The sequence below is a fragment of the Sediminicoccus sp. BL-A-41-H5 genome, assembly GCF_050632405.1.
Lineage (GTDB): Bacteria > Pseudomonadota > Alphaproteobacteria > Acetobacterales > Acetobacteraceae > Roseococcus.
In genome coordinates, this window is the sequence record NZ_CP192601.1 from 1,497,279 (window position 1) to 1,510,577 (window position 13,299).

The window sequence follows — 13,299 nt, forward strand, 5'->3', positions numbered from 1 at the left end:
ACCCGGTGACGATGCGACGCACGGCACCGCGCCCAGGCTGAGGCCGGACGGCGCTGGAACCCCGGCGCCCAAGCCCGGCCCGGCCCGCCCTTGAGCCGATCCCTCCGCCGCACCGTCCTCGGCGCCGCCGTGGCCATCCTGCTCGTGCAGGCGCTGGCCACCGCGCTGATGGTCGAGCGGGGCCGGCAGGAGGCCCTGGGCCAGGCGAACCAGACGGTGGAGCGCATCGCCCGCGCGGTCGAAGCCAACATCAACCGCCATTTCACCCAGGTGGAATCCCTGCTCTTCGGCCTGCCCGTCATCCTGGGCCCCGCCCGGGACGGCCGCTTCGACGCCAACCGCGCGAGCGAGGTGCTGCAGGAACTCAACAACCAGAACCTCATCTACCGCGACATCCTGGTCCTCGATTCCACCGGCCAGGCCGTCGCCACAGCGCTCTCCGTCTATCGCCGCCGCCGCCTGCCGGGCCCGACGGGCCCGAGCTTCAACGAATCCGGCCTGCATGAGGGCGGGCTTCGCATCGGCGGGCCGATCCGCAACCCGGCGTCCCGCGAATGGGGCCTCTTCTTCGCCCATCCGGTGAACATCTCCGGCCTGCCCAACGCCACCGCCATGGCCGAGATCCCGCTCGCCAATCTCAGCCAGCTGCTCGCCTCGGGCGGCGACGCGCCGGGGCTGCGCATCACGCTCATGCGCAATGACGGGCTGCTGCTGGCCGCCCTGCCGCACGAGGAGGCGGTGATCGCGACCCGCCCCGACCCGGCGGCAGAGCCCCCCGTGGTCGCGCTCAGGCGCCCCACCCTCTACGGCAACCTCACCATCCGCGTGACCATGACGCGCGAGGCCGCGCTGGCCGCATGGTCCGCCGACCGCTGGCCCGCCATCCTCTTCTCGGCCGCCTTCGGCCTGCTCATCATCACGCTGGCTGGGCTCCTCTCCATCATGCTGCGCCAGCGCGAGCGCAGCGAGGGCGACCGCGACCGCTGGCGCACCACCTTGGCGAATGCTCTGGACAGCATGAGCGACGGCTTCGTCCTCTTCGGCCCGGATGATCGCCTGGTGATCTGCAATCAGCGCTTCCGCGAGATGTATGCGCTCTCCGCGCCCTTCATCCGCGAGGGCGCCTCCTTCCGCGACATCATGCGCGAGGGCGCGCTGCGCGGGCAGTTCCCGCAGCTCACCGGCGACATCGAGGCCGCCATCGACGAGATGGTGCGCTGGCGCCGCAGCAAGGGCCCGCCGCTCGAATCCCTGCTGCCCGATGGCCGCTGGATCCTCATCACCGAGCGGATGACGCCCGATGGCGGGACCATCGGCATCCGGACCGACATCACCGAACTCAAGCGCGCGAATGAGGAGCTGGCACGCGCGCGCGACGCCGCCCATGCCGAGGACGTGGCCAAGGGCATGTTCCTGGCCCGCATGTCGCATGAGCTGCGCACGCCGTTGAACTCCATGCTCGGCTTCGCCCAGGCGCTGATGTCCGACAACAAGCTCGGCCACACCCAGCGCGACCAGCTGCGCCTGCTGCACGACGCCGGCACCCATCTGCGCGAGCTGGTGAACCGCCTGCTGGATCTGACGAAGATCGAGGCCGGCCAGCTCGACCTCGACCTGCGCCCCGTGGCGCTGCATCCGCTCTTCGAGGCCTGCGTGGGGCTGATGGCGCCCGATGTGGACCGCAAGCGACTGCGCCTCGCGCTCGACCTCTCGCCCGCCATTCCGGAGATGGTGGAGGCGGATGCGATGCGCCTGCGCCAGATGCTGCTGAACCTGCTCTCCAACGCCATCAAGTTCACGCCCGATGGCGGCCGGGTGGATCTGCGCGTGCGGCCGCTCGCGCGCGGCCAGCAGGGGCTCAGGATCGAGGTGCAGGACAGCGGCCCCGGCGTGCCGCCCGACAAGCGCCACCTCCTCTTCCGCGACTTCACGCAGATCTCGCCGCATGGCGAGAGCGCGGGCCTGGGCACCGGCCTCGGCCTCGCCATCACCGCGCGTCTCGCTGCCGCCATGGGCGGCGCCATCGGCTGCGAGAGCGAGCCGGGGGCGGGCGCCCTCTTCTGGCTCGAACTGCCGCTGCGCACGCTCGCCGAGCGCCCCGCCCCCGTGCCCATGCCGCCGCCGGCACCGCTTCATCCCGACATGCGGGGCCTGCTGGTGCTGGTGGCCGATGACCTGGCGCCCAACCGCCTCGTCGTGCAGGCGCTGCTGGCGCCCGCCGGCCATCGCGTGGAGTTCGTCAGCAGCGGCGCGGCCGCCGTCACCGCGGTCGAGGGCCACGCCTTCGACATCGTGCTGATGGACGTCCATATGCCGGGCATGGACGGGCTGGAGGCCACGCGCCGCATCCGCATGCTCCCCGCCCCCAAGGGCAGCGTCCCCATCCTGGGCGTGACCGCCTCCACGCTGCCGGAGGAAATCTCGGCCTGCTACGAGGCGGGCATGGATGGCCACCTCGCCAAGCCCATTGACCGCGACGCGCTGCTCGCCGCCATGCAGGACCTGGTCGCCGGCCATTCCTGGCGCAGCGCCCTGCCCGCCATGACGCAGCCCCGCCCCGAGGAGCCGCCCCTGGTGAACGAGGCGACGCTGCGCCGCTCGCTCGCCGATCTCGGCGCGCTCGCCGCGCATGCCATGCACGACATGGTGGAGGAGATCCGCGAGGGCTGCGCCGTGCTGGCCGAGGCCCGCATCGCGCGTGACGTGACGCGCATGCGCCAGGCCGCGCATATGGTGATGGAGCCCGCCCGCAGCCTCGGTGCAGAGCGCCTCACCACCGGCATTGACCGCCTCCAGCGCGCGATCCGCGCCGGCCAGGACGTGACGCCGCACCTCGACGCCCTGCCCGCGATCGCGGCGGAGACCCTGCCGCTGCTGCAGCGGGTGGCGGTCAGCGCCTGAGGCTCACTCCACCGTGATGTTCCCCTCGCGGATCACGCGCGTCCATCGCTCCCGCTCGGCGGTGAAGAAGGCGGCCGCGTCGCGCTGGTTGCGGAAGCGCGCGGCGACGCCCTGCTGCGCCATCGCGGCCACCAGCGCGGGTTCGCCCAGCGCGCGGCCCAGCGCCGCCTCCAGCCGGTCCAGCGCCGCCTGGGGCGTGCCGCGGGGTGCGGTCAGCATGTGCCAGCTTCCCGCCTCGAAGCCCGGCGCGCCGGCCTCCGCCGTCGTCGGGATGTCGGGCAGCAGCGCCTCGCGCCGGGCGGCGGTCACGGCCAGCACGCGCACCCGGCCGCTTTCCACCGCCGAGCGCATCAGCGAATAGCCATCAATGATCATCTGCACCCGCCCGCCGGCCAGATCCACGATGGCCGGCGCGGAGCCGCGATAGGGCACATGCACGATGTCCAGGTTGAACTGCCGCTTGAACAGCTCCAGCGCCAGGTGGGTCGGCCCGCCGGCCCCGGCGGAGGCGCCGTTCAGCCGGCCCGGATTGGCCCGCGCATAGGCCATCAGCTCGGGCAATGTGCGGATCGGCAGCTCGGCATTCACCGCGATGACGGAGAAGCTCTCCATCGTCTGGCCGATGGGCACGAAGTCCCGCGCCGTGTCGAAGCTGAGATTGCGGTAGAGCGCGTTGGTGACCGCGAGGTTGCCGACATTGCCGTAGAACAGCGTGTAGCCATCCGGGGTGCTTTGATGCACGGCGTCCATGGCGATGTTGCCATTGGCGCCCGCGCGGTTCTCCACCAGGAAGGGCTGCCCCAGCGCCTCGGAGAGGCGGGGCATGATGAGCCGGGCCACGATGTCCACGCCGCCGCCGGGCGGAAAGCCGATGACGACGCGCACGGGCCGGCTCGGATATTCCTGCGCGGCGGCGGGCCGCGCCAGGAGCAGCGTGGGCAGCGCGAGGGCCGCGCGGCGAGCCACCGCGGCGCGGTGCAGGTGATGTTCAATCGGCACTGATGTTCGCCTCCCGCACCACGCTGGTCCAGAGCGCGCGATCCTCGCGGATCAGCCGGTCCACCTCCGTCCCCGGCGCGAAACGCGGGAAGGTGCCCAGCCCGGTCAGCACCGCCGGCAGGTCGCTCTCGCGGAAGGTGCGCGCCAGCTGGTCCTCCAGGCGCTGGCGCACGGCGGCCGGGGTCGCCGCCGGGCAGACGATGGCCTGCCAGGAGGTGAAGACCCAGTCGAGGCCGCTCTCCTTCACCGTCGGCACGTCCGGCAATTGCGGATGCCGCTCGGCCGAGGTGATGCCGATGACGCGCACGCGCCCGCCCTCATGCGCGCCGCGCATCAGCGAATAGCCATCCACCATGAGCTGGATGCGCCCGCCCAGCAGGTCCTGCAGGGCCGGGGCCGAGCCGCGATAGGGGACATGGACGATGTCCACGCCGGCCGCGCGCTTCCACACCTCGAAGGCTAGGTGCGGCACGCCGCCCGAGCCGCCCGAGCCGAAATTCAGCGCCCCCGGCCGCGCCTTGGCCGCGGCGACCAGCTCGGCCATGGAGCGGATCGGGCTGTCCGCCGGCACGGCGAAGACGAGCGGCCCGAGGGTGAGCTGCCCCACGCCCCGGAAATCGCGGCCCGCGTCGAAGGGCAGGTTCGGAAACAGCGCATGCGTCATGGCGAGGTTGCCGACATTGCCCTGGAAGAGCAGCGTGCCGTCGGCGACCCCCTTGGCGACGAAATCCATGGCGATGTTGCCATTGTTGCCCGGCCGGTTGTCGATCACGACGGGCTGGCCCAGCCGCTCCTGCCAACGGGCCGCGACGGGCCGCGCGATGGAATCCACGCCCCCGCCGGCCGGAAAGCCGACCACGACGCGGATCGCGCCCGTCTGGGCGCGGACGATGCTGGGGGCGGCAAGCAGCGCCGCGGAAAGGCCAAGGCCCCGGCGGGTCAAGAGCATCAGTTTCCTCCTGGTCATTTTCTGGACGGGAGGCTGGCAGAGGCGGGGGCCGGAGTTCAACCGTTTTCCGCGACGGCGCCATGTGGTCGAAATCCAGGCAGGGCGAGCGCGCGCTGGGCGCGGCGCAGGCAGGTTCGGCCGGGAGGGGGCGCGGGCGGCGCAGATCACGATTGAAGCGGCACGGCCCGATCGGTTCATCTCACATGGACGATCCATGAACCCGGTCACCGGCTCCAGCCTGGAGATGCCCCCATGATCCGACGCCGCCATCTCGCCCTTGCCCCGCTCGCCCTGCCCATCGCCACGGCCGCGGCGCAGACGGGCGACTGGCCCAGCCGGCCCATGCGCTTCGTCTCCCCCTTCCCCCCGGGCGGCGCGGCGGACCTCCTGACGCGGCTCATGGCTGATGAGATGCGCGCCCCCCTCGGCCAGCCCATCACGGTCGAGAACCGCAGTGGCGTCGGCGGCACGGTGGGCAGCGAATTCGTCGCCCGCGCCACGCCGGATGGATACACATGGCTCATGGCCAGCACCGGCCCCTTCTCCATCACGCCCGAGCTGGTGCGGCTGAATTTCGACCCGGCGCGGGATCTCGCGCCCGTCGCCATGGTCGCGGGCGTGGCCTCGGTCTTCTGCGTGCATCCCTCGGTGCCCGCCCAGAACCTCGCCGAGCTCATCGCGCTGATCCGCGCGCAGCCCGGCCGCCTCTCCTACGCCTCGGGCGGCACCGGATCGGCCACACATCTCTTCGTCGAGTTGCTGCTGCAGATGGCGCGGCTGGAGGCGCTGCACGTGCCCTATCGCGGCAGCGGCCCTTCCATCACCGACACGATCGGCGGGCGCGTGCAGTTCATCTGCGACACCCTGCCGGCCACGCTCGGCCATATCCGCGAGGGGCGGCTCAGGGCCGTGGCCGTGACGACGAAGCAGCGCCACCCCTCCCTGCCCGATGTGCCGACGGTCGCGGAATCGGGCGTGCCTGGCTACGAGGCGGTGGGCTGGTACGGCCTGGCCGCCGCCGCCGGCACGCCGCCCGCCATCATCGAGCGGATGAATGCCGAGGTGAACCGCGTGCTGGCGCAGCCCGCCCTGCGGGAGCGCCTGGCCGCCCAGGGCGCCGACCCGCTGCCCATGACGCCCGCCGCCTTCGGCACCTTCATCGCCGAGGACCGGGCGCGCTGGGGCGGCGTGATCCGCACCGGCAATATCCGGCCCGACTGAGGCGCCGCCTCAGCCCCCGCTCCTCAGCCCCCGCTCCTCAGCCCTTGTGGCTGCGGGCGATCTTGGCCGCGATGTGCTCGCCCGCGGTGATGGTCGGGTATTTCGGGGCCTCGCCAGGGGCCACGCAGGTCGGGATCGCGCTGATCGCCGCGTCGTAATCCGGATGCACGAAGAAGCCCACGGACAGCCGGCGCGACGACGCCATGGAGAGACCCGGCGGGTTCACCACGCGATGCAGCGTCGAGGCCCAGGCGTCATTGGTCCAGCGCTGCATCATGTCACCCAGGTTGATGACCAGCTCGCCCCGCCTCGCCTGCACGGGCGCCCAGCTGCCATCGGGCAGCCGCGCCTCCAGCCCGCCCTGCGCCTCGGTCATGGCGAGGATGGTCATGGCGCCGAAATCCGTGTGCGCGCCGGTGCGCAGCTGCCCGGGCTCGGGCGGCTCGGCGAGCGGCGGATAATGATGCGCGGCGAGGATGGAGAAATGCCGCCGGATCATGCCGTCGAAATACCCCTCCGGCAGGCCGAGCGAGACGGCGAAGAGGCGGTACATGTCGGCCGCCACCTGCTCGAAGCTGCGATAGAGCTGCACCAGCGTCCCGTCGAAGCCGGGCGGGCTGTCGGGCAGGATGTTCGGCGCATAGGAGGTCGCGGCCTCGGGGATCTGCGCGAAATGCGCCCGGTGATCATCCACCGGCCCCAGGAAATAGCTCTCCCGCAGGTCGAGCGGCGCATCCTGGCCGAGCGTGCGGCCCAGGCCGCGCGTCGCCATGCCGTGATAGCCGCGCTGCTTCGCCGGGCCCGTCGGGTGGAAGCGGTCCTTCACCGCGCGCGGCTGGTCGTAGAAGGCGAAGCTCTCGCGCACCACGCGGTCGAAGAAATCCTGGTCCAGCGAGTGGCCGCTGATGATGAGGAAGCCGACGCGCCGGCATGTCTCGGCCACCGTCGCCGCGATCTCGGCGCGCTCGGCGGCGGTGCCGCGCAGGAAGCGGCCGAGGTTGATGGTGGGGATCGCGGGCAGGCTGACATTCATGGGCGTCGGGCCTCAGCTGGGATGACGTGAGGATAATGCGGCATCCGCCACCGCGTCATAGGGAATATCGCGCGCGATGAGGCCGCCCGAGAGAAGGGCCCCCTTCAGCCGCACGAAGGCGCTGGGCGGCAGGTCGGGCGTCCGGGCCCAGAGCCCGGCCGCGCGATAGGCCAGCGCGATCCGCTCCAGCTGCTCCCGTGGCTGATCCGGGAAGAAGCCGGACAAGGCCTCGGCCAGCTCCGCGCCGCTGGCCTTGTCCAGCGCCTCCTGCGCGGCGGCGAGGCCGCGCACCAGCCGGATCAGCGCGGGGCGGTTTCCGGCGAGGCCGGCGCGCGTCGCGACCAGGGTGGTGTAGCCGATGTCGCCGCGGTCGCTGAAGCGATGCCAGACATGGCCGGCCCCCGATTGCACCAGCTGGTCGGCATAGGGTTCGAAGAGCTGCACCACGTCCATGCTGCCCGCCGCGAAGGCCGCCGCATTCTGCGCCATCGGCAGGTCGGGCGCGCGAAGCAGCGTGGCGGGGTCGACATTCGCGCGGCGGAGGTCGTCCTGGAAGGTCATCCAGGGCGTGGGCACGTCCGTCGCGACGCCGACGCGAAGCCCCACGAGGTCGGCGAAGCGGAAGCCGGGATTGGGCCGGCGCCCCACCAGCATGAAGGGATCGCGCGCGACGGCCTGGGCGAAGCAGACCAGCGGGCAGGCGGGATCGGCGTCGTGATGCATCATCACCCGCATGGGCCCGCCCCAGGCGGCATCCGCCTGTCCCGCGAGCAGAAGCCGGGGCGTCTCGGCGGTAGCGGGTGCGGTGATGATGCGCACATCCAGCCCCTCCCTGGCCCAGAACCCGCCATGCAGGCCGAGGTAGAAGGGCAGGTAGCCGGGGGTGCGGAGATTCTCGACGAGGCGGAAGGGGATGCTCATGCCGCCATCATGTCACGCGCCCGCGCCCAGAGTCCCTCGGCGGCGCTCTGCGCGGCGGCGCGCACGGCGGCCTCGTCGGCCTGGGTCGGCCGCCCCGCCTCCACCACCTGGCGCCCGGCGATCCAGACATGCTCGACATCGCGGCCGTTGGCGTCATGCACCAGCGTGCCCAGCGGATCGAGCAGCGGGGTCAGGTGCGCGCGGCGGAAATCCCAGGCCACCACATCGGCCGCGCAACCGGGCGCCAGCTGGCCGAGCCGCCCCGACTTGCCGAGTGCGGCCGCGCCATTGACCGTCGCCATCGCGAAGGCATCCTCCGGCTGCCAGCCCTCGCCCACCGAGCCCACGCGGATGCGCGCGGTGGCCAGCGCCCAGCGCATCTGCTCCGCCATGTCCTGCGTGAGATTGTCGGTGCCGAGCGCGATGCGCGCGCCGGCCGCGCGCAAGGCGGGCGTATTGGCGATGGCCCCGCCCGTCGCATTGCCCTTCGGCACATGGGCGACCGTCGCCCCGGCGGCGCCGAAGCGCGCCACGTCATCGGGTGACATATGGATGCAATGGGCCGCGATCAGCCGGTCATCCAGCAGGCCGCAGCGTTCCAGCAACTGGGTGGGCGAGCAGCCGTCGCGCCGCTGGATTTCCGTGTTTTCCAGCTGCGATTGCGAGAGATGCGTGGTGGTCAGCAGCTTCGCATCGCGCGCGAGATCGGCCGCGCGGCGCAGGAGAGCGGCCGAGCAGGTGTCGGGCGCATGCGGTGCCACGATGACATGCGCCCTGCCCCCATGGCTGCCATGGAACTGGGCAATCAGCGCCTCCACCTCCGCGAGACGCTGCGCCCCGATCTCCGGGACGTGGCGCCAGTCGGCGAGATGCACGCGCGAAAAATCAACATCATGCAGCCGCCCGCAGGCCCAGATCCGCAGGCCGAGATCGGCGATGGCGGGCAGCGTCACCTCGCCATGCACATAGCTGTCCACCATGACGGTGGAGCCCATGAGCAGGGATTCCATGGCGCCCAGCCGCGCCAGCGCCACCGCCTCCTCGGCGTTGATCTCATGCCCATGCGGCACGCCGGGCGTATAGGCGGGCGCGAAGCCCATATCCACGGCGATCCCGCGCATGAGCGAGAGCACGGCATGGGTGTGGATGTTGATCAGCCCCGGCGTCAGCAGGCGTCCCGGCAGGCTCAGCTTCGGCGCATCGGTGGCCGGCATGCGCTCCATCGGCCCGCAATCCAGGATCTTGCCGCCGCCCATCGCCAGGAAGGCGCGCGGGATCGGCGTCTCGCCATGGGTGACGAGCATCGCATCCGTGAGGATGAGGTCAGGCTGCATGGAGGTCTCTCCCGGGGTCACTGGCACGTGGTGTGCTGGCACGGCCTATGCATGCCCCGTGCCGCGGAACCCTCGCGGAGACCATCATGGCCCGGATCATCGCCTCGCCCGCCGTCAACCGCCGCGCGCTGCTGGGGGGCCTCGCCGGGATGGCGGGCGCGGGGCCGGTCTTCGCCCAGCCGCGCGGCGAGCAGCTGCTCGTCGTCATGTGGGGCGCGCAATGGATCGAGGTCTGCCGCCCCATCGGCGAGGAATGGACGCGCGCCACGGGCGACCGCATCCAGTGGGAGCTGCATGCCGGGGGCGCCATGGCCGTGGTGGGCCGGCTTCGCCCGCTCTGGCCGCGCGTGCCGCAGAACCTCATCGCCGCCTGGGACCCGGTCTTCGCCGCCATGATGGAAGCCGGCTGGATGGAGCCGGTGAGCGAGACGGACATGCCCGCACTCCGCGACATCCCCGACGCCTTCTTCAAGAAGGACGCCCAGGGCCGGAAGATGACGGTGCCGCTTTCCACCGCCGGCGCCTTCTGGGGCTACCGCACCGACCTCGTCACCGGCCCGCCCATCGAGAGCATCGAGCAGCTTCTGGAACCCCGCTTCCGCGGCAAGCTCTGCGTGCCGGTGCCGGTGAACCTCTCGGGCCTCCTGCTGGTCAGCCTCGCCATGCAGCGCGGCGGGAATGAGCGCAACATCGAACCCGGCTGGCAATTCCTGAAGCAGCTGGCCGAGCGCGGGCAGATCGGCCGCGTGGTGGCCAACAATTCCGAGATGATCAACGCGATGAGCGCGGGCGATCTCTCCGTCGCCTTCTGGAATACCGGCGGCTGGCAGGCGGTGCGGGACCGCTTCCCCTGCCGCCTGCTGACGCGCCTGCCCGACAACAAGGGCTTCCTGTTCAACGAGGGCTTCGCGGTGATGAAGGGGGAGAACGCCAACCGCGTCGCCGCCGCCAAGCGCTTCGCCAACCACTTCGCGACCGCGCCGATCAACACGCGCTACAACATGCCGCTGGGCTCCGGCCCCACCAACATCAACTCCACGCCGGCGCCGGCCATCGCCGACATCTTCTACAAGCCGGACGAGCTAGAGCGCTTCGCCTACATCCCGGACTACGCCTACATGTCCACCCAGGTGGATGCCTGGACGCGGCGCTGGGAGACGGAGATCACGCCGCTGGTCCGGCGCGGTTGAAGCCGGGAATTCACATCTGGCTGCTGGCGCCGGGCCTGCTGCTGCTGGCCCTGCTGATGGGCGGGCCGGTGGCGCTGCTGGCGCTGGAAAGCCTCAAGCCCTTCATCCCCGGCAGCATGCGACCCGGCGAGGGCTGGACCCTGGCCCATTACCACGAGCTTCTGCAGCCGGCCTATCTCTTCTACGTCTGGGAGACCTTCCGCATCGGGCTGATCGTCTCCGCGCTCAGCCTGGCACTCGGCGCGCCGCTCGCCTTCGCCGCCGTGCGCAGCCCGCGCGCGGGCCTGCGCAAGGCGTTGCTCGCGCTGCTGGTGGGCCTCCTCGTGATGAGCCTGATCGCACGCCTCTACGCCATCGAGATGGCCTGGGGCAGCCTCGGCCCGCTGGCACCGCTCGGCGCGCTGCTCGGCATCGCGCCCCGCCATCCGCGCTATGCCGAGGTGCTGGTCGGCATCGGCCTGCTGCACTTCACCCTGCCCGTGGTGGCGCTCATGCTGGTCGGCACCTTCCGCGCGCTCAGCCCGCGCCTGGAGGAAGCCGCCGCCTCGCTCGGCGCCACGCGGAGCGACGCGGTGGTCAGCATCCTGCTGCCGCTCGCCGCCCCCGGCCTCGTTTCGGCCTTCCTCGTCTCGCTCGCCATGTGCATCAGCAATTTCGTGGCCCCCCTGGTGCTGGGCCGCGGCGTCGTCGTCTTCACGACGAGCCTGATGTACACGCGCTTCGCCGATATCGGGAATTACCCGTCCGGGGCGGCCATCGGCGTCACCATGCTGATCCTCGCCTTCCTCGTGGTCTATGGGCTGAGCGCGCTCGCCCGCCGCCTGGTGCCGCGATGAGGGCGCTGGACCTCTTCGCCCGCCTGATGGCGCGCTTCGCGGTGCTCGCTGGCGTGCTCTTCCTGCTGGTGCCGCTGCTGGTCGCCTGCCTGCTCTCCTTCGACGACCGCAGCTTCCTCGGCGCCTTTCCGCCGCAGGATTTCTCCCTGCGCTGGTACCGCGCCTTCCTGAGCAACCCGACCTATCTGGACGGGCTCTTCATCTCGCTCCAGCTGGGCCTGGTCGCCGCGCTCATCGCCACCACGCTGGGCACGCTGGGCGCCCTCGCCCTGATGGATCCGCGGCTCGCGGGGCGGGACGCGCTGGAGGCCGTCTTCCTCTCGCCGAAATTCGTGCCCACCGTCGTCATCGGCTTCTCGCTGCTGGTCTTCACCGCGAAGCTCGGCATCTTCGACCCGTTCACGCGCCTGGTCATGGGCCATGTCGTCATCACCCTGCCCTTCACGCTGCGCGCCGTGCTGGCCAGCCTGATCGGCGTGAAGCGCAGCCAGATCGAGGCCGCGATCTCGCTCGGCGCCAGCGAGGCCCGCGCGCTGTGGGACGTGGCCGTCCCCGCCGCGCGCAGCGGCATCGTGGCGGGTGCGGCCATGGCCTTCGTCCTCTCCTTCGACGAGGTGGCGGTCAGCCTCTTCCTCTCCGACGCCTTCACCCAGACGCTCCCCATCGCGCTGGTCGCCGAGATGCGCGCCAACCTCAACCTCACCATCGCCGCCGTCTCCACCGTCTTCCTCGCGGCCACGCTGCTGCTGCTCCTGCTGCTCGACCGCAGCATCGGCATCGAGCGGCTGGCGGGCGATGTGGGGGCGCGCGGCTGATGCTGGACATCCAGAACCTCACGCGGCGCTTCGGCCAGGCCCTCGCGCTCGACGGCGCCAGCCTGGATGCCGGCGCGGCGGAAGTGGTCGCCTTGCTCGGCCCCTCCGGCTGCGGCAAGACCACGACGCTGCGCATCGTGGCCGGCTTCGAGAGCGCCGATTCCGGCAGCATCACCCTGGCCGGCCGCGACCTCACCCGCCTGCCGCCCCATGCGCGCGACATCGGCCTCGTCTTCCAGGACTACGCGCTGTTCCCGCATATGAGCGTCGCCGACAACATCGCCTATGGCCTCAAGCGCCGCGCCATCCCGCGCGCCGAGCGCGAGGCGCGCGTTTCGGAGATGCTGGATCTCGTGCGCCTCACGGGCCTCGGCGCGCGCCGCCCCGCGCAGCTCTCGGGCGGGCAGCAGCAGCGGGTGGCACTCGCCCGCGCGCTCGCCATCAATCCGCGCCTGCTGCTGCTGGACGAACCCCTCTCCAACCTCGACGCCAAGCTGCGCCACACGCTCCAGGCCGAGCTGCGCCAGATCCTGACGCGCATCGGCACCACCACCCTGATCGTCACGCATGACCAGGAGGAGGCGATGGCGCTCGCCGACCGCATCGCCATCATGTCCCAAGGGCGTGTCCTGCAGATCGGCACCCCGCGCGAGGTCTATGAGGAGCCCGCCTGCCGCTTCGTGGCGGAATTCCTGGGCCAGGCGCTGTGGCTGGGGGGCCGCGCCGAACCGGGCGGCTTCGTCACCAGCGGCGGCACGCTCCTCGCCACCCCGCCGCCGCGCCGCGTCGCCGCCGCGCAGGGCCTGCTCATCCGCCCCGAGGCGCTGCGCCTGGCCGCGCCGCATGAGGGCGACAATGCCCTGCAAGCCCGCGTCACCGGCCATCGCTACCGGGGTGCGGCCACCCTGCTCGACCTGATGGTGGAGGGCACGGCGCCCGTCGCCCTCGCCTTGCCGCCCGACGCGCCCCTGCCCGAGCCCGGCGCCAGCCTGAGCCTGGCCGTAGCACCCGCCGCCTGCCGCATCATCCCGCTGGAATCCGGCTGACCCGGCCTTCATGGATTCTTGGCAAACCGCCGCGAAAACGTTTCGCTCCACACC

The 13,299-nt window shown here is 71.6% G+C and carries 11 protein-coding genes; 6 read left to right on the forward strand and 5 right to left on the reverse strand.

All coding sequences use genetic code 11. The features are described from left to right. Positions 1-90: 90 nt before the first annotated feature. On the forward strand, positions 91-2,901 hold the full coding sequence (locus ACQ860_RS07550) for an ATP-binding protein (protein WP_431302775.1): 2,811 nt from the start codon (positions 91-93) through the stop codon (positions 2,899-2,901). A gap of 3 nt (positions 2,902-2,904) precedes the next feature. Here the strand turns inward: ACQ860_RS07550 and ACQ860_RS07555 are convergent, their stop codons facing one another. Beyond that, complete coding sequence (locus ACQ860_RS07555; protein ID WP_431302776.1) at positions 2,905-3,900, reverse strand: Bug family tripartite tricarboxylate transporter substrate binding protein; 996 nt, start codon at positions 3,898-3,900, stop codon at positions 2,905-2,907. Beyond that, complete coding sequence (locus ACQ860_RS07560; protein WP_431302777.1) at positions 3,890-4,849, reverse strand: Bug family tripartite tricarboxylate transporter substrate binding protein; 960 nt, start codon at positions 4,847-4,849, stop codon at positions 3,890-3,892. The genes ACQ860_RS07555 and ACQ860_RS07560 overlap by 11 nt, the downstream gene beginning before the upstream one ends. Positions 4,850-5,101: 252 nt before the next feature. On the opposite strand from ACQ860_RS07560, the gene ACQ860_RS07565 reads away from it, so the two are divergent. Next, positions 5,102-6,070, forward strand: a complete 969-nt coding sequence (locus tag ACQ860_RS07565) for a Bug family tripartite tricarboxylate transporter substrate binding protein (protein WP_431302778.1) — start codon at positions 5,102-5,104, stop codon at positions 6,068-6,070. A 37-nt stretch (positions 6,071-6,107) separates the two neighbouring features. Here the strand turns inward: ACQ860_RS07565 and ACQ860_RS07570 are convergent, their stop codons facing one another. The 3 genes from ACQ860_RS07570 to ACQ860_RS07580 are packed head-to-tail and all read right to left on the reverse strand — an operon-like array spanning position 6,108 to position 9,358. After that, complete coding sequence (locus tag ACQ860_RS07570; RefSeq protein ID WP_431302779.1) at positions 6,108-7,103, reverse strand: isopenicillin N synthase family dioxygenase; 996 nt, start codon at positions 7,101-7,103, stop codon at positions 6,108-6,110. Positions 7,104-7,115: 12 nt separating this feature from the next. Continuing rightward, on the reverse strand, positions 7,116-8,024 hold the full coding sequence (locus ACQ860_RS07575) for an ABC transporter substrate-binding protein (protein ID WP_431302780.1): 909 nt from the start codon (positions 8,022-8,024) through the stop codon (positions 7,116-7,118). Beyond that, positions 8,021-9,358: an amidohydrolase family protein gene (locus ACQ860_RS07580; protein WP_431302781.1), complete on the reverse strand. Its 1,338-nt coding sequence runs from the start codon at positions 9,356-9,358 to the stop codon at positions 8,021-8,023. The genes ACQ860_RS07575 and ACQ860_RS07580 overlap by 4 nt, the downstream gene beginning before the upstream one ends. Positions 9,359-9,444: 86 nt before the next feature. Between ACQ860_RS07580 and ACQ860_RS07585 the strand changes: the two genes are divergently transcribed. Genes ACQ860_RS07585 through ACQ860_RS07600 form a run of 4 tightly spaced genes read left to right on the forward strand, consistent with a single transcriptional unit; the run spans position 9,445 to position 13,245 of the window. After that, positions 9,445-10,548: an extracellular solute-binding protein gene (locus ACQ860_RS07585; protein WP_431302782.1), complete on the forward strand. Its 1,104-nt coding sequence runs from the start codon at positions 9,445-9,447 to the stop codon at positions 10,546-10,548. Next, entirely contained in the window at positions 10,545-11,384 is an 840-nt protein-coding gene (locus ACQ860_RS07590; RefSeq protein WP_431302783.1) for an ABC transporter permease, read from the forward strand. Before ACQ860_RS07585 ends, ACQ860_RS07590 begins: the two co-directional genes overlap by 4 nt. After that, complete coding sequence (locus ACQ860_RS07595; RefSeq protein ID WP_431302784.1) at positions 11,381-12,199, forward strand: ABC transporter permease; 819 nt, start codon at positions 11,381-11,383, stop codon at positions 12,197-12,199. Before ACQ860_RS07590 ends, ACQ860_RS07595 begins: the two co-directional genes overlap by 4 nt. Further along, on the forward strand, positions 12,199-13,245 hold the full coding sequence (locus ACQ860_RS07600) for an ABC transporter ATP-binding protein (protein WP_431302785.1): 1,047 nt from the start codon (positions 12,199-12,201) through the stop codon (positions 13,243-13,245). The genes ACQ860_RS07595 and ACQ860_RS07600 overlap by 1 nt, the downstream gene beginning before the upstream one ends. Positions 13,246-13,299: the final 54 nt, after the last annotated feature.

What these genes read in the sequence shown, in the direction of transcription:
- ACQ860_RS07600 (WP_431302785.1), top strand. Translation starts at nt 12,199, where the DNA reads ATGCTGGACATCCAGAACCTCACGCGGCGCTTCGGCCAGGCCCTCGCG.
- ACQ860_RS07595 (WP_431302784.1), top strand. Translation starts at nt 11,381, where the DNA reads ATGAGGGCGCTGGACCTCTTCGCCCGCCTGATGGCGCGCTTCGCGGTG.
- ACQ860_RS07585 (WP_431302782.1), top strand. Translation starts at nt 9,445, where the DNA reads ATGGCCCGGATCATCGCCTCGCCCGCCGTCAACCGCCGCGCGCTGCTG.
- ACQ860_RS07580 (WP_431302781.1), bottom strand. Translation starts at nt 9,358, where the DNA reads ATGCAGCCTGACCTCATCCTCACGGATGCGATGCTCGTCACCCATGGC.
- ACQ860_RS07565 (WP_431302778.1), top strand. Translation starts at nt 5,102, where the DNA reads ATGATCCGACGCCGCCATCTCGCCCTTGCCCCGCTCGCCCTGCCCATC.
- ACQ860_RS07570 (WP_431302779.1), bottom strand. Translation starts at nt 7,103, where the DNA reads ATGAATGTCAGCCTGCCCGCGATCCCCACCATCAACCTCGGCCGCTTC.
- ACQ860_RS07560 (WP_431302777.1), bottom strand. Translation starts at nt 4,849, where the DNA reads ATGCTCTTGACCCGCCGGGGCCTTGGCCTTTCCGCGGCGCTGCTTGCC.
- ACQ860_RS07575 (WP_431302780.1), bottom strand. Translation starts at nt 8,024, where the DNA reads ATGAGCATCCCCTTCCGCCTCGTCGAGAATCTCCGCACCCCCGGCTAC.